Consider the following 25,496-nt stretch of genomic DNA (forward strand, 5'->3'; position numbering starts at 1 on the left):
CGTCGGCAAGTTCGACGAGGCGCGGCCTTTGTATGAGCGCGCGGTCAAGGAAAAGGAACAGGGCGACGTGCATGGCCGCGTCGATCACGAAAGCCTGGGCAGTAGCCTGCACCTGGTCGGCTTCTGCCTGTCGAGCGTCGGCAAGTTCGACGAGGCGCGGCCTTGGTATGAGCGCGCGGTCAATGAGACGGAACAGGGCGACGTGCATGGCCGCGTCGATCACGAGAGCCTGAAGGCAAGCCTGGAGGCCCTCGCCTCCTGCTACCGAGAGGCGGGCCTAGTCGAAGACGCGACGAAAATCGAAGAACGTATCTCGCCGATGGGAAAGTAGTGCGCGACTCGGTGCCACGTTTGCTCTGTTTCCCCTTTGCGGTGAGCCGCAGCAACTTCAAATCGGCCGAAAAATTCTTGCGCCTATTCGCTTCGGTGGGCGGTTGTTGCTGAAGCTCAGCGCCGCGCAATCCAATGCTGCTGTGCAAACGTCCGGTGACGCGCGGGTTGCTGAAGTTGCGGAAGGCGCTGACAAACGCACGCTAATGCAATTGGCGCCGGGAACGCCAATTCGCCGGCCGGCGCCTGTACGGCAGCTTCCGCGCAGAGCCGCCATCTGAATGACCGCTGCGGACTACCGCTTTGGGCCCACTCCTGTCTAACGATCAACTGAAAATCAGTAGACACTGGCCAAAAGCGTAGACAGATGAGCCTCTAGAAAGCAAAAGGGGACAACGGCCTAAACCGTTGTCCCCATTGCATGTTTGATGGTCGGGGCGAAAGGATTCGAACCTTCGACCCTCTGGTCCCAAACCAGATGCGCTACCAGGCTGCGCTACACCCCGACGAACTTCGCATTATAGCCGTGTCGAAAGGCGCCTTTTCTTTCAGTGCCGCTGGTATTGCGTCTTGCCAAACAGGATGTCGCGTGACTTGTCGTCCGTGAGGGGCTTGCGCAGGTCCGCCAGCACCTTGACGCCGCGTTGCACCGCGGGCCGCGCGGCGATGTCGTCGAACCAGTCCTTCAGGTATGGATAGTCGCTGAGCGTGATGCCCTGGTTCTCCCAGCTGCGCAGCCACGGAAAGATCGCGATGTCGGCAATGGAATAGGTCTTGCCGGCGATGAAGGGGTTGCGTGACAACTGCTTGTCGATCACGCCGTAAAGGCGCTTGGCTTCATTGCTGTAGCGGTCCACCGCGTAGGTGATTTTCTCGGGCGCATAGATCCGGAAGTGGTGCGCCTGCCCGAGCATGGGGCCGACGCCGCCCATCTGGAACATGAGCCACTGCAGCACTTCGAAACGTTCGCGGTCGCCGGTCGGCAGGAACTGGCCGGTCTTGCCGGCAAGGTAGACGAGGATCGCGCCGGATTCAAAGAGAGAAATCGGCTGGCCATCGGGACCCTCGGGGTCGGTGATCGCCGGGATCTTGTTGTTCGGGCTGATCGCCAGGAACTCCGGCGTGAACTGGTCGCCCTTGCCGATGTTGATGGGGTGCGCGCGATAGGGCAGGCCGCACTCCTCCAGCATGATGTGGACCTTGTGGCCATTGGGCGTGGGCCAGGAATAGACGTCGATGGTCGGTGTGGACATGTCTCGCTTTTCCAGTCAGTGGTTCGAAGGGGAGCGGGCAGCATATCCATCCGCGCGAATCCGTGTGCGAGAGCCTTCTATCCCACCTGCCGCTCATGCGCATAGCACCAGAGCCAGTCCTCGCCTCGCTCAAGTGATTGCACGACCGCGTGGCCTGTCGCATGTGCGTGTTTCGTCGCGTGCTTGTTCTTCGAGGAATCGCAGCAGCCCACATGCCCGCAATGCACGCACAGCCGAAGGTGCACCCAGCTGTCACCCATCTTCAGGCACTCCTCGCAGCCGCGTGCACGAGGCTGGGCAAACTCTGCAGGAACGTGATCGCAGGACTTGATCGGCATTTATATTTTCCTCAAGCCACAGCCTGCGACTTCGCCAGCCGCTGGTGGATCGACGCCACCGCCGCCGCGCCTTCCCCGATGGCGCCACCCACGCGCTTGACCGAACCCGAACGCACGTCGCCCACGGCAAAGACGCCCGGAACGCTCGTTTCAAGGGTCGAGGGCACATGGCCCTTCAAGCCCGCGACGGCCGCCATGCCGGTCAGGACGAAGCCGTGCCCGTCCACCGACACGCCGCAGCCTTCCAGCCATTGCGTCTCGGGCTCCGCGCCGACGAACAGGAAAATATTGCGCGCCGGACAGTCTTCCTCGATGCCCTGCCGATGGTTGCGCCAGGTCGCGCCGTTCAGGCCCGTGGCCGGCTCGCCGTGCAGGCCCACGAGTTCGGTGTGCGGATGCAACTCGATGTTGGGCGTCGCGTCGATGCGGTCGATGAGGTAGCGCGACATGCTCGCCGCCAGCGAGGGTCCGCGCACCAGCACGTTGACCTTGGCGGCGTGCTGCGACAGGAACACCGCCGCCTGCCCGGCCGAGTTGCCACCGCCAACCAGCGCGATTTCCTGCTGCGAACACACCTTGGCTTCCAGCGCCGATGCCCAGAACCAGATACCGCGTCCTTCGAACTCGGCCAGTCGCGGCACGTCGGGCCGGCGGTAGCGTGCGCCGCTGGCGATCACGATGGTGCGCGAGCGCAGCGTTCGTCCGTCCTCCAGCGTCACGGCCAGGGGTCCGCCTTCGGAAGCCGCGCTGCAATCCATCGACACCACCTTGGCCGGGATCAGCATTTCCGCGCCGAACTTCTGCGCCTGGACAAAGGCTCGGCCGGCGAGGGCGCCGCCGGAGATGCCCGTGGGAAAGCCCAGGTAGTTCTCAATGCGCGCGCTCGCCCCGGCCTGGCCGCCAAAGGACCGGCAATCGACCACGATGACGCGCAATCCCTCGGAGGCGGCATAGACGGCGGTGGCGAGTCCGGCCGGCCCGGCGCCCACGACGACCACGTCGAACAGGTCGTGGTGCTCATCGCTGTCCAGCATGCCCAGGCAACGCGCCAGCGCGTCTTCGGTGGGGTTCATGGACACCGATCCGTTCGGACACACGACGATGACCGCCGCCTCGCCGTACTGCTCCAGCAGGGCGGCGGCGTCAGGGTCGACGGTGGCGTCCACCACGTGGTACGGATGGCCGTTGCGGCGCAGGAAGTTCTGCAGCCGCAGCACATCCGCCGCATCGGGCGGGCCGATGATGACCGGCCCGGCGTGCCCTGCCTCGATGAGCGCCACGCGCCGCAGGATGAGGGCGCGCACCACGCGCTCACCCAGGTCGGCCTCGGCGATGATCAGCGCGCGCAACTGGTCGGGCGGGATCAAGAGCGTTTCGACGTCTTCGTCGGCGTGGCCGTCGACCAGGGCAGGGCGCCCGGACAGTTGCCCGACTTCCGCCATGAACTGGCCTGGCCCCTGCTGCACGATGGGCACCACATGCCCCAAGCCGTCTCGCTGGCTGATCGTCACCTTGCCCTTGAGCACGACGAACATGCCCGGTCCCTGCTCGCCCGCCGTGAAAAGGCAGGCGCCCTTGGGGTAATGACGCACGCTGCCGAAGCGGCGAATCCGCTCGATTTCGCGCTCCGCCAGTTCGGGAAACAACTGATGGCGTCGCTGCTCGACGTCGATCGCTTCAGAGGCCATGAAGACTCCGGTTTCGGGAAAGGAGGCATTAAACGACGAACTGCGGGCCGTCATGCAAATGCCTTGGAAATGACATGCAGCCTTCATGCCCGGTCGCGAGACTGCGCGCCATGAGAGAACTGTCCAACCCCACATTGCCCCTGTCGGAGCTGAAGCTGCGCCGGCCCCGGCGCCCCGTGCCGCCGGCAGGGTCGACGCCGATCGTCATCGAGGCGCGTCCTGCGCCCAGCAAAGGCGGCTTCGAGGTGAACTGGGCCCGGCATCTGGACGAAGTGCGTGAAGCGCAGCGCCTGCGCTACGACATCTTCGCGGGTGAAATGGGCGCACGCCTGGCGACGCCGCTGCACGGCCACGACATCGACGTGTTCGACGACTATTGCGAGCACCTGCTGGTGCGCGACCGGGAGACCCAGGAAGTCATCGGCACCTACCGCGTGTTGACGCCCGCCCAGGCGCGGCTGATCGGCAGCACCTACAGCGACACCGAGTTCGACCTGACCCGCCTGCGCGACCTGCGCAGCCGCATGGTGGAACTGGGCCGCAGCTGCGTGCACGCCGACCATCGGCAGGGCGGTGTCATCCTGGCGCTCTGGGGCGCGCTGGCGGGTTTCATGCAGCGCAACCGGCTCGACACGATGATTGGCTGCGCCAGCATTCCCATGCGTCACAACGGTGTCACATCGGGCGATGCGGCGGCCAGCATCTGGCATCAGCTTTCGGAAACGCATCTGGCGCCGATCCGCTTCCAGGTGCAGCCGCGGCTGCCACTGCCGGTCGAGCGGCTCAACGGCAGCCTGCAGGTGGACCCGCCGGCGCTCATCCGCGGCTATCTACGTCTGGGCGCCAAGGTGCTGGGCGCACCCGCGTGGGACCCGGACTTCAACACGGCCGACCTTCCCATGATGATGCGCACCGACGACATGCCGGCGCGCTACCGGCGGCACTTCCTCGGCGCGTAGGGGCATCACGTTCGGCCGATGGACGCGCCGTCACGGAACTGTCATAAAGACACAAGACACTGTCATGTTCCTGCAGTCTCGCGCCCAAGAGCGCATCATCGCTACAGAATTCGTGTTCACGCCTTCCGCTTCCGTCGCCGTGCCGGCTGTTTCTGCCGGCCCATCGCTTGTGCTCCTGGACCGGGACCACAGCATTCTTGCGTTCAACGAACGCGTGCTCGACTGGGCGCTGCGCCCCGAGGTGCCGCTGATCGAGCGCTTGCGCTACTTGTGCATCGTCTCGTCCAACCTCGACGAGTTCTTTGAAGTACGCGCTGCGCCGCACCTCATCGCGTGGGGCACCGGCGACCAGAAGGGCAACTACAACGTCGAGTCTTTCGAGGCGCTGTCGGCCGCGGCGCATTCGCTCGTTGCGCGGCAGTACGCGCTGTACAACGACGACTTGATGCCGACCTTCGCCAAGCACGGCATCCACATCATTTCGCACGGCGAGCGCAATACGGCGCAGCGCAAGTGGGTGCAGGAATATTTCGAACGGCAGGTGAAGCCCTTGCTGATTCCCGTCGGGCTCGATCCGGCGCATCCGTTTCCGCAGGTGGCCAACAAGTCGCTCAATTTCATCGTGCGGCTGGCCGGGGCCGATGCATTCGGGCGCGAAAACCCCATTGCCATCGTCAAGCTGCCGCGCGTGGTGCCGCGCATCATCCGCATGCCGGACAAGGTGTCGGGCGGCCAGACGCTGTTCGTTGCGCTGTCGAGCATCGTGCGGGCGCATTTGTCGAGCATGTTTCCGGGTCGGCAGGTGGGCGATTTTTCGCAGTTCCGGCTCACGCGGCATTCCGACCTGGCGGTGGACGAGGAAGACGTCAAGAACCTCCGCACCGCACTGCGGCAGGGGCTGGAGCATCGCCACTTCGGGCAGGCGGTGCGGCTGGAGGTCTCGGCCAGCTGTGCCGAATCGCTGGCGACCTTTCTGCTGGCGCAGTTCAACCTGCCGGCCCAGGCGCTTTATCGCGTGCACGGGCCGGTGAACCTGGCGCGCCTCACGCAGATGATCGATCTGCTCAACGAGCCCAAGCTGCTGTTTCCGCCCTACAACCCGTCGTATCCGGTGACGCTGTCGCCGAGCCAGTCCTTCTTCGACAGGCTGCAGCGTGGCGACGTGCTCATCCACCAGCCATTCGAGAGCTTCGATGGCGTGCTCGAGTTCCTGCGCGAAGCCGTGCGGGATCCGCAGGTGCTGGCAATCAAGCAGACCATCTACCGCACGGGCACCCATTCGGAACTGATGGAGCTTTTGCGCGAGGCGGTGCGGCGCGGCAAGGAAGTCACCGCGGTGGTGGAGCTCAAGGCGCGCTTCGACGAAGAGGCCAACATCAACTGGGCCGAGATGCTTGAATCGATCGGCGCGCAGGTGGTCTATGGCGTGGTCGGGCTCAAGACGCACGCCAAGATGCTGCTGGTCACGCGGCGCGAAGGCAAGCGGCTGGTGCGCTACGGCCACCTTTCCACGGGCAACTACAACCCGAAGACGGCGCGGCTCTACACCGACATCAGCCACCTGAGCGCCGATCCGCTGCTCACGGCCGACATGGAGGCGCTTTTCGTGCACCTGGCGAGCCAGAGCAAGCTGCCCAAGCTCAACCGCATCTGGGTGGCGCCCTTCGACATGCATCGCAACCTGGTGGCGCAGATCGACGCGCTCGGCGCCGCCGCGGCGCATGGGGAGACCACGCGCATCGTCGTCAAGATGAATGCGCTGACGGACGAAGTGCTCATCGCCGCGCTGGTACGTGCCGGGCGCAAGGGCGTGCGCATCGACCTCATCGTGCGTGGTGCGTGCACGCTGCCGGCGCAGGTGCCGGGCCTGACGGACAACATCCGCGTGCGCTCGGTCATCGGGCGCTTCCTGGAGCATTCGCGGGTGTTCTATTTCCGGCATGGCGAGGACGAATCGCTCTATCTTTCCAGCGCCGACTGGATGAACCGCAACATGATGCGGCGCATCGAGGTGGCTTGGCCGGTGACGGACCCCGGCCTGCGCCAGCGCCTCATCGATGAATGCCTGGTGGCTTATCTGCACGATGGCCGCGACGCCTGGGACCTGGAAGCCAACGGCCGCTACCAACGCGTGTTGGGCGACACCCACCCGGGCGAGGAAGGCGCGTCACGCGCCATCGAGGCGCACGGCGCGCAGGCCGCGTTGATGGACCGCTACGCCTCACGCGGCCTGAGCCGCGTTGCATCCCGAGACTGACGGTGAAAGTTGACTCATGGATTTGATTTTCTGGCGACACGCCGAGGCCGAGGATTGGACCGAAGGTTGTGACGACATGGCCCGCTCGCTCACGCTGCGCGGCGAAAAGCAGGCCAAGCGCATGGCCAATTGGCTCGACCGGCAACTGCCGGAGGGCACCCGCATCGTCTGCAGCCCGGCGCGCCGTTGCGAGCAGACGGTGCTGGCCTTGGGGCGCAAGTACAAGCTGCGCGAGGAACTGGCGCCGGACACCACGCCCGATGCGCTCCTCGGCGCGGCGGGCTGGCCCAACGGCAAGTCGGTCGTGCTGATGGTGGGGCACCAGCCTTCACTGGGGCAGGCCATCTCGCTGCTGCTGGGGTTGAAGCAGGACAGCTGCCCCGTGCGCAAGGGCGCGGTGTGGTGGATTCGCACGCGCGAGCGGGATGGGGATACGCAGACGGTGGTGGTGACCGTTCAGTCCCCGGAGCTGATCTGACTCCTGCTCCTTCCCCCTCCGGGGGAAGGTTGGGATGGGGGCACGCACCCCCGTAGCGGTGGGCACGCCGCGTGCCCCCACCCCGGCCCTCCCCCGGCAGGGGAGGGAGGAAGATCAACAGCCGCTCAGCTTCACGCGCCAGCCGGCTTTTTGCCAGGCCAGCACTTCCTCGCGCAACAGGTGCGCCGACTGCGGATACTTCTCCGCCCATCCGTTGCGGCAAGCCACCGCGAACTCGCGGCCGATGGTCGACACACGCAGCGCCTGGACTTCCGGATCCCGCCGCGCGTGACACAGCACCACCGCAAGGCGTAACGCGAGCAACTGCATCGCAAAAACCGGATCCGCCAGCGAACCTTCGACCTTGCGCAGCTTGCCGTGATGGCCCAGCACCAGTTGGCTCAACGTGTGCATTTCATTGAGCGCAAAGCCCGGCGCATCGGTGTTGTCCAGGATATAGGCGCCGTGCTTGTGGTACTCGCTGTGCGAGATCTTCGTGCCGACTTCATGCAGTTGCGCCGCCCAGCCCAGCTTGCGCAGCGAGCGGCCGTCGCGGCTCGTGGTGCTGCCGCCCTTGGCCGTGGGAAGGAGTTGCACGAAAAGCGCTCCCGCAGTGTCCGCCACGCGCAGCGCCTGCGCGGCGTCGGTGCCAAAGCGGGCGGCCAACCGCACGACGGTGGCGGAACGCAGGTCGGCCACGCTTTCGTCGCGCTCCAGCAATTCATAGAGCACGCCGTGCCGCAGCGCCCCTTGCGCGACACGCATTTCCTCGATGTCGAGCAGGTCGAACACGGCGCGCAGCACGCTCACGCCGCCGCCGATCACGGGCTTGCGGTCGTCGCGCATGGCGTCGATCTTCAGCTTGTCGGCGCTGCCGGCGCGCAGCAGGCGGTCGATGAGCCAGTCGAGGCCGTCGCGCGTGATCAGGCCGACCTCGCCACCGGCAGCCGCCAGCACGTCGCCGACCGCACCGATGGTGCCTGAGGCGCCGTAAGCGACGTCCCAGGTGTCGCGCGTGTAGGTGCCCAGCGCGTCGTCCAGCACCGCCTTGGCCGCGACCTCGGCCGCGCGGAAGGCAGCGGGCGTGAACAGGCCCTCGGGGAAATGCTTCATGGACCACGCGACGCTGCCGACGCGGTAGGACTCCATCGTTTCCGCTTCCAGCGCGCGGCCCAGGATCATTTCGGTCGAGCGCCCGCCGATGTCGACGACCAAGCGCTTCTCGCGCTCCAGGGCGTCGGTTTGCGGCAGCATGTGCGCCACGCCCTGGTAGATCAGCCGCGCTTCCTCGCGACCCGGAATGACGTCGATGCCGAATCCCAGCGCGGTGCGCGCGCGCAACAGGAATTCGTCTCGGTTGCGTGCTTCCCGCAATGTCTGGGTTGCGACAGCACGAACCTGCGATCGCTTGAATCCGGACAGGCGCTCGCCAAAGCGGGCCAGCGCGTCCCAGCCACGCTGCATGGCTTCCGGGGTGAGATTGCGTGCGCTGTCCAGGCCGTTGCCCTGGCGCACGGTTTCCTTCAGGTATTCGGTGCGGTGAATCTGGCCGTGGTCGACCTGGCCGATTTCAAGGCGAAAGCTGTTGGAGCCGAGATCGACCGCCGCGAGGCGGGTGCCGTTTTGCATGGGAGGAGGGGCTGGAGGGGGCTGGCGAAAGAAGCCGCATGGTAGCCCGGCGAGGTACGTCGCTTCGTGACGGAAATGTGACACGTCACGAAAGCGACCCGTCGATCAAGCGCTTTCTCCTCTGGGAAGGGGTGTCACACCGATGTCACACAAGCTTCTTAGAGTCCAGCGCAACCCGGCAACGGGTGCTTCAAGACTCCCAAAGGAAGATTTCAATGAAAACGATGTTCAAGTTCGCTGCAACCGGCCTGGTGGCCGTTGCCTTTGCCCACATTCCCGCCTTTGCACAAGACGTGACGGGCGCAGGCGCGAGCTTTCCGGCACCGCTGTACTCCAAGTGGGCGGCCGACTACAACAAGGCCACCGGCATCAAGATCAACTACCAGTCGGTTGGCTCGGGCGCCGGCATCAAGCAGATCGAGGCCAAGACGGTCGATTTCGGCGCGTCCGACATGCCCCTGACCGATGACGAACTCAAGGCCAAGGGCCTCGTCCAGTTCCCGACCGTGATCGGCGGCGTCATTCCCGTGGTGAACATTGCAGGCATCAAGCCGGGCGAACTCAAGCTCAACGGCCAGGTGCTGGGCGACATCTACCTGGGCAAGATCACCAAGTGGAACGATCCGGCCATCAAGGCGCTCAACGGTTCGCTGAACCTGCCGGACGCCGCCATCGCACCGGTGCGCCGCGCCGATGGTTCGGGCACCAGCTTCCTGTTCACCAACTACCTGAGCAAGGTCAACGCCGAGTGGAAGTCCAAGGTGGGCGAGGGTACGGCCGTCAACTGGCCGACCGGCGCCGGCGGCAAGGGCAACGAAGGTGTGGCGGCATTCGTCAATCGCCTGCCCAACTCGATCGGCTATGTCGAGTACGCCTACGTCAAGCAGAACAAGATGAACTACGCGCTGCTGCAGAACACGGCAGGCACTTTCGTCGCGCCTGAGGACAAGGCCTTCAAGGCCGCGGCCGCTGGCGCTCAATGGAGCAAGACCTTCTACCAGGTTCTGACCAACCAGCCGGGCAAGGACGCATGGCCGATCACCGGCGCGACCTTCATCCTGGTGCACAAGGCGCAGGAAAAGCCCGCGCAGGCCGCCAGCGTGCTCAAGTTCTTCGACTGGGCCTACAAGAACGGCGACAAGACCGCCGACGACCTCGACTACGTGCCCATGCCCGACTCCGTGAAGACGGCCATCGGCGAAGAGTGGGTCGAGGTCAAGGACGCCTCCGGCAAGCAAATTTCCTACAAATAAGGCGCCCGGCGCGCCATGAGCAGCACTCCGCTCGAGGGCGCGCCGCACCCGGAGCACTACGTGTCATCCACATACCCTACATCGGCCACCACGCTCGATCTTGAACGCTCGCGAGGCGAGCGCGCCGCGGCCGGTCCTCCCCCGGCCAAGCGCCCGCGCTCCGGCCCCATCGTCGATCGCGTCTTCGGCTGGGCTGCGCAGGGCGCGGCGTGGCTGACGCTGGCCTTGCTCATCGGCATTCTCCTGTCCCTCGTGGCTGGCGCCTGGCCGGCCATCGAGAAGTACGGCCTGAGCTTTCTCACGCGCAGCGTGTGGGATCCGGTGCAGGAAGACTTCGGCGGCCTGGTGATGATCTACGGCACGCTGGCCACCTCGGCCATCGCGCTCATCATTGCCGTACCGGTCAGCTTCGGCATCGCCCTGTTCCTGACGGAACTGTCGCCGGCCTGGCTCAAGCGCCCGCTGGGCACTGCCATCGAACTTCTTGCCGCGGTGCCTTCCATCGTCTACGGCATGTGGGGCCTGCTGGTGTTCGGGCCCATCCTGGCGACCTATGTGCAGCAGCCCTTGCAAAAGGCTTTTGCCGGCGTGCCGTACCTTGGCGCGCTGGTGTCCGGGCCGCCCGTGGGCATCGGCATCCTGTCGGCCGGGATCATCCTGGCCATCATGATCATTCCCTTCATCGCCTCGGTCATGCGCGACGTGTTCGAAGTGACGCCGGCGCTGCTCAAGGAGTCGGCGTACGGGCTGGGTTCGACCACCTGGGAAGTCGTGTCGAAGGTCGTGCTGCCGTATACCAAGGCAGGCGTCATCGGCGGGATCATGCTGGGACTGGGCCGAGCGCTGGGCGAGACGATGGCCGTCACCTTCGTGATCGGCAACATGAACCAGCTCAATTCGCTCTCGGTATTCGAGGCGGCCAACAGCATCACCTCGGCGCTGGCCAATGAGTTCGCCGAAGCCGGTGCGGGCCTGCACCAGGCGGCATTGATGTACCTGGGCCTGGTGCTGTTCTTCATCACCTTCGTGGTGCTGTCGCTGTCCAAGGTGCTCCTTTCGCAGATGCAAAAGAGCGAAGGGAAGAAGTCATGACCACGGCAGAACGCCTTCTGGCCGACAAGGCCCTCAACGAAACGCGCGCTGCAAAGTTCGCCAGCCGCAACCGCGTCAACGCCATCGCCCTGACGCTCTCGCTCGCGGCGATGGCCTTCGGCGTGTTCTGGCTCGTGTGGATCCTTTGGGAAACACTCCGCCAGGGCATCGGCGGCATCGCCCTTGCCACCTTCACCGAGATGACGCCGCCGCCGAACGAGACCGGTGGCATCGCCAACGCGATCTTCGGCTCGCTGGTGATGGTGCTGATGGCGACTTTCGTCGGCACGCCCATCGGCATCATGGCGGGCATTTACCTGGCCGAGTACAACCCCAAGGGCTTGCTCGCGAAGGTGACGCGCTTCGTCAACGACATCCTGCTGTCGGCGCCCTCGATCGTCATCGGTCTTTTCGTGTACGCGGTGATCGTCGCGCGCTACAAGAGCTTCTCGGGCATTGCAGGCGCCGTGTCGCTGGCGCTCATCGTGATTCCCGTCGTGATCCGCACCACGGAAAACATGCTCCAGCTGATCCCGCCGGGCCTGCGCGAGGCGGCCTACGCGTTGGGCACGCCCAAGTGGAAGGTCATCACGAAGATCACCCTGCGTGCGGCGCGTGCCGGCGTGGTAACGGGCATCTTGCTGGCGGTTGCGCGCATTTCCGGCGAAACCGCGCCACTGCTCTTCACGGCGCTGAACAACCAGTTCTGGACGGCCGACATCTCGCAACCGATGGCCAGCCTGCCGGTCACCATCTTCAAGTTCGCGATGAGTCCCTATGAAAACTGGCAACAGCTGGCGTGGGCGGGCGTGTTCCTCATCACCGTTGCGGTGCTCGGTCTCAATATCCTGGCGCGCGTGCTGACGCGTTCCAAACACTGAAGAAAAATATGGCTAACACCACACAGGCGCAGCCGCTGCGCTCGAAGATTTCGGTCAAGGACCTGAACTTCTACTACGGCAAGTTCCACGCGCTCAAGGGCATCAATCTCGAGATCCCCGAGAACAAGGTGACGGCTTTCATCGGCCCTTCGGGCTGCGGAAAATCGACGCTGCTGCGCACCTTCAATCGCATGTTCGAGCTGTATCCGGAGCAGCGCGCCGAGGGCAGCATTTCGCTCGATGGCGAGAACCTGCTCACGTCCAAGCAAAACGTCGCGCTCATCCGCGCCAAGGTCGGCATGGTGTTCCAGAAGCCGACGCCGTTCCCGATGTCGATCTACGACAACATCGCCTTTGGCGTGAAGCTGTTCGAGAACCTGAGCGCGAGCGACATGGACGACCGCGTCGAATGGGCGCTCAAGAAGGCCGCCCTGTGGACCGAAGTGCGCGACAAGCTGCAGCAAAGCGGCTCGGGCCTGTCGGGCGGACAGCAGCAACGCCTGTGCATTGCGCGCGGCATCGCGATCAAGCCCGAGGTGCTGCTGCTCGACGAGCCATGCTCGGCGCTGGACCCGATCTCGACGGCCAAAATCGAGGAACTGATTGCCGAACTGAAGAACGAATACACCGTGGTCATCGTCACGCACAACATGCAGCAGGCGGCCCGCTGCAGCGACTTCACGGCCTACATGTACCTGGGTGACCTGATTGAAGTGGGTACGACGGAACAGATGTTCTTCAAGCCGCAGCGCAAGGAGACCGAGGACTACATCACCGGCCGCTTTGGTTAAGGCACTGTCAGGCAAAAAAGAGAGAACTACATGACTGAAAAACACCTTTCCAGCCAGTTCGACAGCGAACTCAATGGCGTTTCGTCGCGCGTGATGGAGTTGGGCGGCATGGTCGAGTCGCAGATCCACCATGCGGTCTACGCGCTCGCCCAGTTCGATGCCGAATCGGCCGAGCGGGTGATGCAAACCGAACATCGCGTGAACGCGATGGAACTCGAGATCGACCGTGAGCTGTCGTCCATCATCGCCCGCCGCCAGCCGACGGCGCGCGACCTGCGCCTGCTCATCGCCATCTCCAAGACGACGGCCAACCTGGAGCGCGTCGGCGACGAAGCGAACAAGATGGCGCGCATGGTGAAGTCGATCATCGAAAGCGGCTCGGCGCGCGCGCTGCCGTCCAACGAGCTGCGCGTGGCGGCGGACATGGCGTCGAGCCTGCTGCGCAAGGCACTCGACGCATTCGCGCGGCTGGACACGTCGGCTGCGCTGTCGATCCTCAAGGACGACGACCTGATCGACAACGAGTTCGACGGCTTCGTGCGCAAGCTGGTCACCTACATGATGGAAGATCCACGCACCATCTCCCCCAGCCTGGACCTGCTCTTCCTGGCCAAGGCCATCGAACGCATAGGTGACCATGCCAAGAACATCGCGGAGTTCATCATCTATATCGTCAAGGGCGAAGACGTTCGCCACGCCTCCATGGAAGAGATAGAGTCAGCACTTCAATGAAAAAGCCACGCGTCCTGATTGTTGAAGACGAATCCTCGATCGCCGAACTGATCGCGGTCAACCTGCGCCACAACGGCTTCGACCCCATCTGGGCCGAAGAGGGCGAGGCCGCGCAGCGCGAGATCGACACGCTGGCGCCCGACCTGATCCTGCTCGACTGGATGCTGCCCGGCCAAAGCGGCCTGACGCTCGCACGCCAGTGGCGCAAGGATGCGCGCACCAAGTCCATTCCCATCCTGATGCTCACGGCCCGTGGCGACGAGCCGGACAAGATCGCTGGCCTCGACGCGGGCGCCGACGACTACATCACCAAGCCTTTTTCCACGCAGGAGATGCTCGCCCGCATCCGCGCCGTGCTGCGCCGCCGCGCGCCGGAGGAGACCACCGAGCGAGTGGAAGTCGGCGAACTGGTGCTGGACGCCTCCACGCATCGCGTGACGTGGCAGGGCAATGCGCTCAAGGTCGGCCCCACGGAGTTCAAGCTGCTGGCTTACCTGATGCGCCACGCCGAGCGCGTGCACAGCCGAGGGCAGTTGCTCGACAAGGTGTGGGGCGACCACGTCTACATCGAGGAGCGCACGGTCGACGTGCACGTCAAGCGCCTGCGCGAGTCGCTGGCAGGTGCGGCGACGATGGTGGAGACCGTTCGCGGGGCCGGCTACCGGCTCACCGCCCAGGTCACGGCTTGACGCGCGGGGCGCGGCCCGCCGGGTCGTGCCTGCGTATTGCTCGCCTCGCCCGGGGCGGATAATTCCATTCAATGTTCTTTCGCGTTGCCACGTTTCTGATCGCGTCCATCGTCGGTGGCGCCCTGGCTTTCGGTTTCTTCGGAATGGGCAGTCTGTGGATCGGCGCCTGGCTCGGCGTGGTCCTGTGGCTGGTGCTTGACGCATGGCGCGCGCAGCGGTTGCTCAACGTCATGCGGCGCGATGTCTCGGCGCTTCCCTCGCGCGGGCCCGGCGTCTGGGGCGAGTTGGCAGAGCGCATCCGCAAGCTCCTGCGTGAACGCGACCAGCAGCTTCGGCAGTCGCACGATCGCCTGCAGGAGTTTCTGGCCGCCATCCAGGCGTCGCCCAATGGCGTGGTGCTCATCGACGAGCAGGGCCGCATCGAATGGTGCAACCAGACGGCCGCGCAGCAGTTCGGCATCGACGCGAGCCGCGACTTGCAGCAGCACCTGGCCAACCTGGTGCGCGATCCCGCCTTCGTGGCCTACCTGGCGTCGTGGAACTACAGCCGCGACGTCGTCATTGACGCGCCTTCGCAGTCGCTGGCGCAACGCGGACATCCGATTCGCCTGTCGATGCAGGTGCATCCCTATGCGGGCAACCGGCGCATGCTGCTGACACGCGACATCACGTCGCTGGAACAGGCCGAGACCATGCGGCGCGATTTCGTGGCCAACGTGTCGCACGAGATCCGCACGCCGCTCACGGTGCTCGCGGGCTTTGTCGAGACGCTGCAGACCCTGCCACTGGATGCCGAGGAGCGGGCACGCTACCTGCGCCTGATGGGGCAGCAATCGCAGCGCATGGAAACGCTGGTCAATGACCTGCTCACGCTGTCGAAACTCGAAGGCAACGCGCCGCCGCCCACCAACCAGTGGACGCCGGTTCGCGCCTTGCTGGCGCACTGCGAGGAAGAGGGCAAGGCGCTGTCGAAGCAACTGGCCTCGCAGGGGCACGCGATCTCGTTTGCGTCCGAGGCCGATTCGGAAATCATGGGCGCGTCGGTGGAGTTGCAAAGCGCGATGTCGAACCTGCTGAGCAACGCCATCCGCTACACGCCCGGCGGTGGCGAAGTGGCGGTGAGCTGGCGCGTGCTGCCGGACGGCCGCGGCGAATACGCCGTGAAGGACAGCGGTCCGGGCATCGCCGCCGAGCACATTCCGCGCTTGACCGAACGCTTCTACCGTGTCGACCGCAGCCGCTCGCGTGAAACGGGCGGCACGGGCCTGGGGCTGGCGATCGTCAAGCACATCGTGCAGCGGCATGGCGGCGAAATGCGCGTCGAGAGCACGCTGGGCAAGGGCTCGCGCTTTTCGCTGCTCCTGCCCATGACGCGCGTGCGCGCGGCGGGTCCCGTCAGCGCGCGCGCTTGACGGTGCGCCAGAGCAGGCCGGAAAAAAGCAGCGCCGTCAGCGCCAGCGCCACCGACGCCATGAGCCAGAAGGCCAGCGGCGATTGCATCGCCTGCCAGGGCCCAAGGCCGCGGTAGGCGAGCAGCAGGCTGCCGCCCAGGCCCAGGCCCCACAGCAGCGTGCAATAGATGACCAGAGGCAGCACCGTCACCCGGTAGCAGCGCAGGACGAACACGCAAAGCGTCTGCGCCGAATCCGCAAGGTGGTACAGCGCCGTCGCCATCAGCAGGCTGGCGGTGACAGCAACGATCTGTGGGTTGTCCGAGTAGATGGTGGGCAATTGCCAGCGCAGCAGCACCATGCCCAGCGAAAACGCGAATGCGCAGGACAGGGCCAGTTCGAAGCCCTTGCGGCAGGCGCGTCGTGCCTTCGCCGCATCGCCGCTGCCCAGCCAGAAACTCACCCGCGCACTGGTGGCAATGCCGAGCGACAGCGGCACCATGTAGCACAGGGCCGTCAGGTTGGAGGCGATCTGGTGCGCGGCCGACGCGGCCGTTCCCAGCCGCGCGATGAAAAGTGCCATCAGGGTGAAGGACGTCACCTCGACCAGCACCGCGAGCCCGCCGGGAACCCCCAGTCGCGCGAACTGGCCGATCTGCTGCCAGTCGGGCTTTTCCATGCGTTGCCAGATGTGGATCTCGCCGAAGAAAGGCTGCGCACGAAGCAGCCACACCGCGCAGCCCAGCATGCCCCAGTTGACCAGCAGCGTGGCCCAGCCACAGCCGACCAGCCCCATCGCTGGCACGCCGGCGCCACCGAAAGTGAACCAGATCGACAGGGGCAGCTTCACGAACAGCGACGCGATCTGCAGCACCGTCACCACCTTGGGCTTGCCAAGGCTCTGGCACAGCGTGCTGAAGAGGCGAAACAGCAGGGCGGGCGCCAGCGCGAACGCCAGCACCGCCAAGTAGGCTTCGACGTCGCCGCGCATCGAATCGGGCACCTCGGTCCAGCGCAGCAGCGCGCCCGGGTTCAGCAGCACCGCCATGCCCAGCGCGATGGTGGCGCCGCACAGGTAGAGCGACTGTCGCACCGAGCGACCGATGTCCGCCTTACGCCGTGCGCCGTTCAGTTCGGCCCACACCGGCAAGAGCGCCTGCAATACGCCCATGAGCGAGACGAACACGCTGATGAACACCGCCGCGCCCACGGAAAGCGCCGCCAGCGCGCCTTCGGCATAGCGCCCCGCGACGATGGTGTCGGTCACGCTGAATGCCATCACCGCGAGTTGCCCCACGAGGACGGTGCCGGCGTGCCGCGCGATGACCTTGATCTCGCTGCTCACGCGGGCTCAGGGCGTAAGACGCTGGTAGAGCAGAAGGTCATCGCCGCTGGCGGTGGGGCGGCGCAGCGTGCGGATCAGGCGCCATTGGTCGAGGCTGACGATGTCGTGCAGACGCTCGATGACGTCAGGATTCACCAGCGCCCACCGGCACCTGGAGTCGGGCGTGAGCGGCTGCAGGGTGATCTGGCCGTGGTAGCGCAGGGCGACGATGTGGGCGCGGCTCAGGCCCAGCGCGGACACGCAGTCGGGGCGCCCGACATACGTGCTGACGGCGCGGATCTGCGGGATGTAGCTGCGGGCGTAGTCCAGCGGCGGCAGCCACAGCGTCATGACCAGCATCCAGCAAAGGGCTGCGCCGCCGGCCGGCAGCACCAGCGTCTTCCAGAGCGCGGCGCGGTGGCGGCCGGTGCGCCAGCGCACCACCCAGGCCCACGCAATGGTTGCCGCAATCGCAAAGACCAGCGCGACGGCCGAGAACTCCGGCACGAAGCCCGGTGCCAGCTTGGCCACGTTGGCCGCCGGCTTGGCCGGAAAACCCGTCTGCATGGCGATGTAGATCACCCAGATGATGACCGCCGACCCGCTGAAAAAGAGCAGCGTGAACCAGTCGATCAGCGCCGAGGCGCTTCGGCGGAAGGTCGGCAGCGCAAATGCGGCCAGCGTTGCGAGCGCGGGCAGAGCCAGCAGCAGGGAGCGCTGCGAAAAGTCGGTGGTGAGCGTGGCCGCCAGCGGGACGAGCACGAACCACAAGGGCACGGCGACGTGGCGCGCGGTGAGCTGGCGGCGCCACCGCCACAGCGTCCAGAGCGTCAGCGGCCAGGCCGGCCAGGTGAACCAGATCAGCAGGCGCATCAGGCTGCGCGCCTCGCCGGCCAACGTCGTGCCGGGGTGGCTGCCGGGGAGGTCGATTTGCCATCGCACCAGCCCCAGCGAGAACGCCAGCACGCCCGCCACCACGGTGGAGACGGCCACGATGACGAGCGCCATGCCCGTGTAGGTCGCGCTTTCGTCTTCGGTGTCGTAGTCGTCCGGTTGATTCTTCAGGCGGCGGCGCCATCCCTCGGCGCAGATCACCACGCAGCCGGCGCCCAGGATGAGCGCCACCGTCGGTCCGCCGCTGAGCGCCATGCCGATGACGCCCAGCGACATGGCCATGCCCGGACCGACCAGGCGATAAGGAAGTGCCGCCATGCCGTAGAACATGCACGCGGCGAAGAAGAGCTGCGCCAGCGCGGGCGTCGTCTCGTGGCCGAGTTGGGCCAGGCCCAGTGTGGCGATGAGTGCCATCAGGCCGCCGTCGGCAATGGCGCGGGCGTAGTCGGTGGGATGTGCCTCGCCGCCAAATGCAAAGGCGACGGGCTGGGCCCGCGGCGTTCTGGCGAAGTGGTACACCGCGTACCAGGTGGCAGAAAACGCACCCCACAGGAAAAACGCGAAAACGATGCGAACCGCGAGGTCGGGATTGATCCACGAAGGCGCGATCTGGATGGCCCAGGCGCCGACCCAGTAGGGGATCAGTGCCAGCGTTTCGGGCCGCAGGCCGAACAGCAGGGGATCGAACCAGCGCGCGAGGCCCTCATTGCTTTGCGCCAGCTCGAGCATGTAGCCGAAGGAGACGATGTCCGCGCTCTTCCATGGGCCACGGCCGAGCAGACCCGGCATCAGGTAGGCGGCGCACAGCAACAGCAGCGGAATGCGCGGCAGGCGGCGCACGGCACTTTGGGCAACGATCGCGGGAGTGGGCTGGTTCAACGCGGGTTGGACGAATGAGGGACAAAAAAAAGGCAGCGCGGTAAACCGGGCTGCCTTTCCCTGGAAGCGTTTGCCTTACTTGGCAGCAGTCTTGCCGAAACGGTTGCGGAACTTTTCGACGCGACCGCCCATGTTGTCAACCGACTTTTGCGTGCCCGTGTAGAAGGGGTGCGATTCGCTCGAGGTGTCGAGCTTGAACAGCGGCAGCTCGCGGCCGTCGTCGGTCTTGCCCATTTCCTTGGTGTTCACGCACGAACGCGTGACGAACTTGAAGCCGTTCGACAGGTCGACGAACAGAACTTCACGGTAATTGGGGTGGATGCCTTCTTTCATGGTCTTTCCTTGGGGTTCAAATGCGAGAGCCACAACACGCGTTGGCACGGATTTGCCACTCATGTAAGTCGCGCCAATCGAGGCGCGCCAGTTGCTGCACTTTTCGCGGTAGCCTTCGATTATCGCATATCAGGTGAAATTGGTGAACAAGAGCGTTACTCCTGAACAAATCGTGCCTGTCGGCCTTGTCGGCTACGGCTTCGCCGGCCAGACATTTCATGCGCCGGTGCTCAGCACGGTGCCGGGCCTTCGGCTCGCGGCGGTGGCGAGCGGCCAGGCTGACAAGGTGAAGGCCGATTGGCCCGGGGCGGCGGTCGTCCCGGACGTCACAGCCCTGCTGAAGCAGCATCCGGAAGTCGAACTCATCGTCGTCGCAACGCCCAATGCGGCCCATTTCCCGGTCGCCAAGGCTGCGCTGGAGGCGGGCCGCCATGTGGTGGTCGACAAGCCCTTCACGCTGGACGCCGCTCAGGCGCGCGAACTGGCTGCTTTGGCCCAGCGCACGGGCAAGCTGCTCGCGGTCTATCAAAACCGCCGATTCGATTCGGATTTTCTAACGCTGCGCGACGTTCTCGCCAGCGGCAGACTGGGCCGCCCGGTGTACCTTGAATCCCATTTCGACCGCTATCGTCCCGAAGTGCGGGTGCGCTGGCGCGAGCAGAAGGTGCCTGGCGCCGGCCTGTGGGTCGACCTGGGTTCCCATCTGGTCGATCAGGCGGTCCAACTCTTCGGCAAGCCCGATACCCTTCAGCTCGACGCGGCGCCAATGCGCGACGGCGCCTTGGTGGACGACTACTTTCACGCCGTGCTGCGCTACGACTCCGGACCGCATGCACCTCTGCGCGTCGTTCTGCACGCCACCACGCTGGCGGCCCATGCGGCGCCACGCTACATGCTGCACGGCACCAAGGGCAGCTACGTGAAGTACGGCGTCGATCCGCAGGAAGATGCGCTGAAGGCCGGCCAGCGCCCCGGCAGCGAGAACTGGGGAGTCGACCCCTCGCTTGGCGACCTCAAGGTGGCGGCAGTCGGCGACTGGTTCCAGAACACCACCTGGCCGAACCGGCGCGGCAACTACGCCGACTACTACGCCGCCATCCGCGACGCGATCCGTGGAACCGGCCCGAACCCGGTTCCGCCGGAGCAGGCCGTCGAACTCATGGAACTGCTGGACCTGGGCGCCCGAAGCGCCGCTGAGGGCAGGGCGCTCGCACCATGAAAAATGCCCGCACGAGGCGGGCATTGTTCAGAAGGGGCCGGGATCAGCCACCACGACGCATCATGTCGAAGAACTCGACGTTCGTCTTGGTCGCCTTCATGTTCTTGAGCATCAGCTCCATCGCTTCGATCTCGTCCATGTTGTACATGAGCTGGCGGAGGATGCGCGTCTTTTGCAGGATCTCGGGCGGCAACAGCAGTTCTTCGCGACGGGTGCCGCTGCGGTTGAGCTGGATCGAGGGGAACACGCGCTTTTCGTACAGGCGGCGGTCAAGGTGGATTTCGCTGTTGCCGGTGCCCTTGAACTCTTCAAAGATCACTTCGTCCATGCGGCTGCCGGTGTCGATGAGCGCCGTGCCGATGATGGTCAGCGAGCCGCCTTCTTCCACGTTGCGGGCGGCGCCCAGGAAGCGCTTGGGGCGTTGCAGGGCGTTGGAATCCACACCGCCGGTCAGCACCTTGCCGGATGAGGGCACGACGTTGTTGTAGGCGCGGGCGAGGCGGGTGATCGAGTCCAGCAGGATCACCACGTCCTTCTTCAGTTCGACCAGGCGCTTGGCGCGCTCGATCACCATTTCGGCGACGTGCACGTGGCGCGCAGCGGGTTCGTCAAAGGTCGAAGCAATCACTTCGCCCTTCACGGTGCGCTGCATTTCGGTCACTTCTTCAGGCCGCTCGTCCACCAGCAGCACCATCATGTGCACTTCGGGGTAGTTGGCACTGATGGCGTGGGCGATGTGCTGCATCATCACCGTCTTGCCGCTCTTGGGCGGTGCCACCAGCAGGGCGCGCTGGCCTTTGCCGATGGGCGCGATGATGTCGATGATGCGGCCGGTGATGTTTTCTTCACCCTTGAAGCCGTCGCGTTCCAGGCGCATCAGTTGCTTGGGGAACAGCGGCGTCAGGTTCTCGAACATCACCTTGTGCTTGTTCTGCTCGGGCAGGCCGTCGTTGACCTTGTCGAGCTTCGTCAGCGCAAAGTAGCGTTCGCCGTCCTTGGGCGTGCGCACTTCACCTTCGATCATGTCGCCGGTGTGCAGGTTGAAGCGGCGCACCTGGCTCGGGCTGATGTAGATGTCGTCCGTGCTGGCGGTGAAGCTGGTGTCGGGGCTGCGCAGGAAACCGAAGCCGTCAGGCAGGATTTCAAGGACGCCGTCGGCAAACACCTGTTCGCCTGCTTTTGCCCGCTTCTTGATGATCGCGAACATCAGCTCCTGCTTTCGCATGCGGCCGACGTTTTCGATCTCAAGCGCTTCGGCTTGTTTGAGGACTTCAGACACGTGAAGTGCCTTGAGTTCGTTTAAGTGCATGGAATGACCCCTTGCGGGGTAGTCTGACAAAACGGGGGGAGGTTTGAGGAGAGGCTAGAAGTGCCTCTCAAACCGGGGAACTCGAACCGGGCTCGCCGGTGATTTGCGTTGATTATGACACCAAAAAACGCAGGGGCCTGTAGGCCGAAAGGAGGATGGATGCCGGTGCGTTGCGCGCCGGCATCATTTGGCAGTTCAGGCCAGTTGCTGGTCGATGAAGGCCGTGAGTTGCGCCTTGCTCATGGCGCCGACCTTGGTGGCGGCCAGCTGGCCGTCCTTGAAGAGCATCAGGGTGGGGATGCCGCGGATGCCGAACTTGGCGGGGATGTCGCGGTTTTCGTCGACGTTCATCTTGGCGATCTGCAGCTTGCCTTCGTAGGTCGTGGAGACTTCGTCAAGGATGGGCGCGATCATCTTGCAGGGGCCGCACCATTCGGCCCAGTAGTCCACCAGCACAGGCTTGCCGGACTTGAGCACGTCGGCTTCGAAGGAAGAGTCGGAGATGTGTTTGATCAGATCGCTTGCCATGGATTTGTCCTTTTTCGCGGTGCTTCGCGGAGAGTTTCGGAGCCGCTAAAGTGCAGGGCATTGTGACAGAAACAAAGGTGCGGCGCGCCACGCGGGCGCTATGGGCACCATAGGCAAAGCCTTGGCGCAACACCGTGCGTCTGCGCAGGCACAAAACACTCCAATGACAACAACATCCCCCAAAGTCGCCGTCATCGGCGGCGGCCCGGCCGGCCTGATGGCCGCTGAAACGCTGAGCGCGGCCGGCGCGCAGGTGCACGTCTACGACGCCATGGCATCGGTCGGGCGCAAGTTCCTGCTGGCCGGGCGCGGCGGACTGAACCTGACGCACTCGGAAGGGTTCGACGCTTTTTGCTCCCGATTCGGCGACCGCCGCGATGTGATCGAGCCCTTGCTTTCCGTGTTCGGCCCGCAGCAGGTGCGCGAGTGGGCGCAGGGCCTGGGCATCGAAACCTTCGTGGGCACCTCGGGCCGGGTCTTTCCACAGGACATGAAGGCTGCGCCGCTCCTGCGGGCGTGGATGCACCGCTTGCGCGCGGCCGGCGTTCAGTTCCACATGCGGCACCGCTGGCTGGGCTGGGCCGACGCGCAGGAAGCGGCGGCGCTGCGGCTTCGCTTTGGAACACCCGTCGGCGAGCAGATGTCCGAGGCCGACGCCGTGGTGCTCGCGCTCGGTGGCGCCAGCTGGTCGCGCCTGGGGTCCGATGGCGCCTGGGTGCCGTGGCTTGCCGCGCAGGGGGTGGACGTGGCGCCGCTCACGCCCTCCAACTGCGGCTTCGACGTGGGCTGGAGCGCCTATTTCGCCGAGCGCTTTGCGGGGCAGCCCTTCAAGTCGGTGGCCATCGACTTCACCGATTCAGCCGGCCGGCATTTCGCGCGCAAGGGCGAGTTCGTGGCCACCGCCTCGGGCATCGAGGGCAGCCTGATCTACGCCGCCTCGGCGCTCCTGCGCGATGAGATCGCCGCCTCGGGAAGCGCCACATTGCTGCTCGACCTGCTGCCGGACCGCAGCGCGGACAAGGTGCGCGCTGAAGTGCTGCATCCCCGCGGCGCCCGATCGCTGACCAGCCACCTCAAGGGTCGCCTCGGCCTGGAAGGCATCAAGTCCGCTTTGCTGCACGAGGTGCTGGGCCGCGAAGCCATGCATGACGAGGAAAAGCTCGCCAGCGCCATCAAGGCGCTGCCGCTGCGCCTGGTGGCGCCTCGCCCGATCGACGAGGCGATCAGCACGGCCGGGGGTGTGCGCTTCGATGCCGTTGACGCTGCACTCATGCTGCGGAAACTGCCCGGCGTCTTCAGCGCAGGCGAAATGCTCGACTGGGAAGCGCCGACCGGGGGCTACCTGCTCACCGCCAGCATGGCCAGCGGTGTGGTGGCGGGGCATGGCGTCATGGCGTGGTTGAAGGCGCGCTGAGGGCGCGTTGACGAGACATCAAGATTCGCCCTTGCGGCTGCTGGCCGCCCGTTCCCGCCTTTCATTGGCCGAGAAGCGACGCTCGGCGGCTTCGAGGTGCTGCGTCAGCACGTGCGAAATCATGTTGATGCCCAGCCCCGCGAACAGCGCGGGTAGCAGGTAGAACGCCACCGACACCTCCGATACGAACAGCGTGTCGTCGACCAGGGAAGGCGTGTGCGCCGCCGAATTCGCCAGGAGCCGCAGCACGTAGACGTCGAAGCCCGCGATGGCCACCAGCGAAAAACCGAGCAGCAACACGGTGGTTCGCGAAATCGCCTTCTTGGACATCAGGACGAAATAGATGACGAAAGGCAGGACCACCGATCCCAGCATCAGGAGCCAGAACCGGGCCTCGGCAAACACCGAGTCGCTGAAGAAGTGTGTCATGTTGAGCTTCGATGCGGAACGCCGCCGCCCTGATGTCCAGGGCGGCGCAGCATCGCATCGCTGCCACTCGCCGCTCGTCAAGGGCGAGTAAAGATCATCGCAGTTCTGATGCCGGGTGTAACCGGGAACTTGCGGCGATTGAAAGAGGTTGACGAGCCTTACCCCCGGCACTGGCTACGCAGTTAGGGCTGCTTGGTTCCCCACCTGACCCGGTTGGCCACTTCACCATGCGGGGAGGCCCGTCAGCTTGCGATTGTAGGCGACGCCGATTACCAGACCAGAATGGAGGTCTCCTCGCTGGCATCGGCGTAGTAAAGCCGCACCCCTATCTGGTAGCGGCGGCCCTTCTGGAGGCGAAGGCAAAGCTTGCCGTTGGTGTCGGTGCCGCTGTCGTCGTTCTCCGCGATCTGCACGTTGCCCGCGTCCGTGGCCTCGAAGAGGACAATCACCGTGTCGGCCGTCCCGAAGGTGCCGATGTTGTAGGTGCGCGTACGCGTCGGCGAAAAGTCGAAAACCCGTGTTTCACCGGCGGCGAGCTTGAGCAGTTGCGACAGGCCCACCTTCAGCGCGCTCACCTGCGCGGGCTTGGTGCCGGGGTAGGACTCGACGATCCATGACTTGTCAGCCGCCGAGAGGCCGCCCTTGGGCGTCAGGCCGGACTGGTATTTGGCGGGTGCCTGGATCAGGCCGGGGCCGAACTGGTACTCCATCACCGAGTCGGGGTCCCAATTGGTGCCCTTGATCTCGGCCAGCGGGATCTTGCGCAGGATGTTCCAGTTGATCTGCTGTTCATCCCATGAGTTGGGTGGTCCCTTGAAATAATCGAGCACAGCCTGCGTATTCCAGGTGATGCCGGCGTTGGGGTTCTGGTGTTCGTGCTGCAGGCCCAGGGTGTGGCCGATCTCGTGCAGGGCGGTGTCGTGGCCGTAGGGCGTGGTCAGGGCCCAGCCGAAATTCATCGTGCGGGCTGCTGGACTTTTGGTGTTGAGGACGTCGCGGCCCACGTAGGACCAGGATCCGTCCTGCGGATCGAAGCCGATGCGCACCATGGCGTCGCCTGCTTGCGACACGCTCTTGAAACTCAGGCCGATGCCCAGGGCTGCCCAGGCCTTGAATGCGTCATCCACCGCCGCGATGTCGGCGGCGCTGCCGTACCAGGAAGATGGCACGCCATCGCCCTTCTTGAAACAGTAGTAGGTCAGTTGCGTGCCGGCAACCCACTTCTTGTCGCCGGCCAATATGGCAGACGCCCGGCCAGGCGCCACGTTGGGATCGAATTGGCGCGGCGGCTGCACGGGTTGCGAGCAGTAGCGCATCGGCGGTGGCGTGGCGGCCGCCGCCGGGGTGGGGCGGCGGGATGGAGCTGGGGTCTTGCGCGCTGTAGCCATGGTGGTCTCCTCCGGAAA

Annotated in this window: 24 protein-coding genes, 1 tRNA gene and 1 other RNA gene; 13 read left to right on the plus strand and 13 right to left on the minus strand. The window is 65.1% G+C overall.

The window, feature by feature from the left end:
• Positions 1–331: tetratricopeptide repeat protein (locus QTI66_RS28675; RefSeq protein ID WP_286563629.1), on the plus strand; the 331-nt coding region annotated here is incomplete at its 5' end.
• Between the two features lie 428 nt (positions 332–759).
• Here QTI66_RS28675 and QTI66_RS28680 read toward each other — a convergent pair.
• The 4 genes from QTI66_RS28680 to QTI66_RS28695 all read right to left on the minus strand — a co-directional run bounded on the left by QTI66_RS28680 (position 760) and on the right by QTI66_RS28695 (position 3,609).
• Positions 760–836, minus strand: a tRNA-Pro gene (locus QTI66_RS28680).
• Positions 837–878: 42 nt separating this feature from the next.
• On the minus strand, positions 879–1,583 hold the full coding sequence (locus QTI66_RS28685) for a glutathione binding-like protein (RefSeq protein WP_286563630.1): 705 nt from the start codon (positions 1,581–1,583) through the stop codon (positions 879–881).
• A gap of 77 nt (positions 1,584–1,660) precedes the next feature.
• Positions 1,661–1,921, minus strand: a complete 261-nt coding sequence (locus tag QTI66_RS28690; RefSeq protein ID WP_286563631.1) for a UBP-type zinc finger domain-containing protein — start codon at positions 1,919–1,921, stop codon at positions 1,661–1,663.
• Between the two features lie 11 nt (positions 1,922–1,932).
• On the minus strand, positions 1,933–3,609 hold the full coding sequence (locus tag QTI66_RS28695; RefSeq protein ID WP_286563633.1) for an FAD-dependent oxidoreductase: 1,677 nt from the start codon (positions 3,607–3,609) through the stop codon (positions 1,933–1,935).
• A gap of 110 nt (positions 3,610–3,719) precedes the next feature.
• Here QTI66_RS28695 and QTI66_RS28700 point away from each other — a divergent pair, with 110 nt between their 5' ends.
• The 3 genes from QTI66_RS28700 (at position 3,720) to QTI66_RS28710 (ending at position 7,303) form a co-directional block, all read left to right on the plus strand.
• Positions 3,720–4,568, plus strand: a complete 849-nt coding sequence (locus QTI66_RS28700; RefSeq protein ID WP_286563634.1) for a GNAT family N-acetyltransferase — start codon at positions 3,720–3,722, stop codon at positions 4,566–4,568.
• A gap of 64 nt (positions 4,569–4,632) precedes the next feature.
• Positions 4,633–6,825, plus strand: a complete 2,193-nt coding sequence (gene ppk1, locus QTI66_RS28705) for a polyphosphate kinase 1 (protein ID WP_286563636.1) — start codon at positions 4,633–4,635, stop codon at positions 6,823–6,825.
• Positions 6,826–6,841: 16 nt separating this feature from the next.
• Positions 6,842–7,303, plus strand: a complete 462-nt coding sequence (locus QTI66_RS28710; RefSeq protein WP_286563638.1) for a SixA phosphatase family protein — start codon at positions 6,842–6,844, stop codon at positions 7,301–7,303.
• 114 nt (positions 7,304–7,417) lie between these two features.
• Here the strand turns inward: QTI66_RS28710 and QTI66_RS28715 are convergent, their stop codons facing one another.
• Positions 7,418–8,932 carry a Ppx/GppA phosphatase family protein gene (locus QTI66_RS28715; protein WP_286563639.1) on the minus strand — a complete coding sequence of 505 codons (1,515 nt, stop codon included), beginning with the start codon at positions 8,930–8,932 and terminating at the stop codon, positions 7,418–7,420.
• Positions 8,933–9,147: 215 nt separating this feature from the next.
• Here QTI66_RS28715 and pstS point away from each other — a divergent pair, with 215 nt between their 5' ends.
• The 7 genes from pstS (at position 9,148) to phoR (ending at position 15,782) form a co-directional block, all read left to right on the plus strand.
• Positions 9,148–10,185, plus strand: a complete 1,038-nt coding sequence (gene pstS, locus QTI66_RS28720) for a phosphate ABC transporter substrate-binding protein PstS (RefSeq protein WP_286563640.1) — start codon at positions 9,148–9,150, stop codon at positions 10,183–10,185.
• A gap of 15 nt (positions 10,186–10,200) precedes the next feature.
• Positions 10,201–11,277, plus strand: coding sequence for a phosphate ABC transporter permease subunit PstC (pstC, locus tag QTI66_RS28725; protein ID WP_286563641.1), 1,077 nt, complete (start codon positions 10,201–10,203; stop codon positions 11,275–11,277).
• Positions 11,274–12,158, plus strand: coding sequence for a phosphate ABC transporter permease PstA (gene pstA, locus QTI66_RS28730; protein ID WP_286563642.1), 885 nt, complete (start codon positions 11,274–11,276; stop codon positions 12,156–12,158). Before pstC ends, pstA begins: the two co-directional genes overlap by 4 nt.
• Positions 12,159–12,166: 8 nt before the next feature.
• Complete coding sequence (pstB, locus tag QTI66_RS28735; protein WP_286563644.1) at positions 12,167–12,949, plus strand: phosphate ABC transporter ATP-binding protein PstB; 783 nt, start codon at positions 12,167–12,169, stop codon at positions 12,947–12,949.
• A 30-nt stretch (positions 12,950–12,979) separates the two neighbouring features.
• Positions 12,980–13,681 (plus strand): phosphate signaling complex protein PhoU, encoded by a 702-nt coding sequence (gene phoU, locus QTI66_RS28740; protein ID WP_286563645.1) that lies wholly within the window; start codon positions 12,980–12,982, stop codon positions 13,679–13,681.
• Positions 13,678–14,370 (plus strand): phosphate regulon transcriptional regulator PhoB, encoded by a 693-nt coding sequence (gene phoB, locus QTI66_RS28745; protein ID WP_286563647.1) that lies wholly within the window; start codon positions 13,678–13,680, stop codon positions 14,368–14,370. Before phoU ends, phoB begins: the two co-directional genes overlap by 4 nt.
• Positions 14,371–14,441: 71 nt before the next feature.
• Positions 14,442–15,782: a phosphate regulon sensor histidine kinase PhoR gene (gene phoR / locus QTI66_RS28750; protein ID WP_286563648.1), complete on the plus strand. Its 1,341-nt coding sequence runs from the start codon at positions 14,442–14,444 to the stop codon at positions 15,780–15,782.
• Here the strand turns inward: phoR and QTI66_RS28755 are convergent.
• The 3 genes from QTI66_RS28755 to QTI66_RS28765 form a co-directional block, all read right to left on the minus strand.
• A complete protein-coding gene (locus QTI66_RS28755; RefSeq protein ID WP_286563649.1) occupies positions 15,766–17,106 on the minus strand; it encodes an MATE family efflux transporter in 1,341 nt (446 codons plus the stop codon). The two genes, phoR and QTI66_RS28755, sit on opposite strands and share 17 nt — an antisense overlap.
• Positions 17,107–17,112: 6 nt before the next feature.
• The gene (locus QTI66_RS28760) at positions 17,113–18,858 is read right to left on the minus strand and encodes a hypothetical protein (RefSeq protein WP_286563650.1); all 1,746 of its coding nucleotides are present in this window, start codon (positions 18,856–18,858) and stop codon (positions 17,113–17,115) included.
• A 75-nt stretch (positions 18,859–18,933) separates the two neighbouring features.
• Positions 18,934–19,191, minus strand: coding sequence for a type B 50S ribosomal protein L31 (locus tag QTI66_RS28765; protein WP_286563651.1), 258 nt, complete (start codon positions 19,189–19,191; stop codon positions 18,934–18,936).
• A 142-nt stretch (positions 19,192–19,333) separates the two neighbouring features.
• Between QTI66_RS28765 and QTI66_RS28770 the strand changes: the two genes are divergently transcribed.
• Complete coding sequence (locus QTI66_RS28770; RefSeq protein ID WP_286563652.1) at positions 19,334–20,410, plus strand: oxidoreductase; 1,077 nt, start codon at positions 19,334–19,336, stop codon at positions 20,408–20,410.
• A 43-nt stretch (positions 20,411–20,453) separates the two neighbouring features.
• Here the strand turns inward: QTI66_RS28770 and rho are convergent, their stop codons facing one another.
• Together rho and trxA are read right to left on the minus strand one after the other, a co-directional pair.
• Positions 20,454–21,719 carry a transcription termination factor Rho gene (gene rho / locus QTI66_RS28775; protein WP_286563653.1) on the minus strand — a complete coding sequence of 422 codons (1,266 nt, stop codon included), beginning with the start codon at positions 21,717–21,719 and terminating at the stop codon, positions 20,454–20,456.
• 195 nt (positions 21,720–21,914) lie between these two features.
• Positions 21,915–22,247 (minus strand): thioredoxin TrxA, encoded by a 333-nt coding sequence (trxA, locus tag QTI66_RS28780; RefSeq protein ID WP_286563654.1) that lies wholly within the window; start codon positions 22,245–22,247, stop codon positions 21,915–21,917.
• A gap of 163 nt (positions 22,248–22,410) precedes the next feature.
• Here trxA and QTI66_RS28785 point away from each other — a divergent pair, with 163 nt between their 5' ends.
• Positions 22,411–23,661 (plus strand): TIGR03862 family flavoprotein, encoded by a 1,251-nt coding sequence (locus tag QTI66_RS28785; protein WP_286563655.1) that lies wholly within the window; start codon positions 22,411–22,413, stop codon positions 23,659–23,661.
• An 18-nt stretch (positions 23,662–23,679) separates the two neighbouring features.
• Here the strand turns inward: QTI66_RS28785 and QTI66_RS28790 are convergent, their stop codons facing one another.
• From QTI66_RS28790 to QTI66_RS28800, 3 genes are all read right to left on the minus strand, one after another.
• Complete coding sequence (locus tag QTI66_RS28790; protein WP_286563657.1) at positions 23,680–24,090, minus strand: hypothetical protein; 411 nt, start codon at positions 24,088–24,090, stop codon at positions 23,680–23,682.
• Between the two features lie 147 nt (positions 24,091–24,237).
• Positions 24,238–24,334: signal recognition particle sRNA small type (gene ffs / locus QTI66_RS28795), an RNA gene on the minus strand.
• Between the two features lie 25 nt (positions 24,335–24,359).
• Positions 24,360–25,478: a M12 family metallopeptidase gene (locus tag QTI66_RS28800; protein ID WP_286563658.1), complete on the minus strand. Its 1,119-nt coding sequence runs from the start codon at positions 25,476–25,478 to the stop codon at positions 24,360–24,362.
• Between the last annotated feature and the right edge of the window lie 18 nt (positions 25,479–25,496).

It is taken from the genome of Variovorax brevis, assembly GCF_030317105.1.
Classification (GTDB): Bacteria; Pseudomonadota; Gammaproteobacteria; order Burkholderiales; family Burkholderiaceae_C; genus Variovorax; species Variovorax brevis.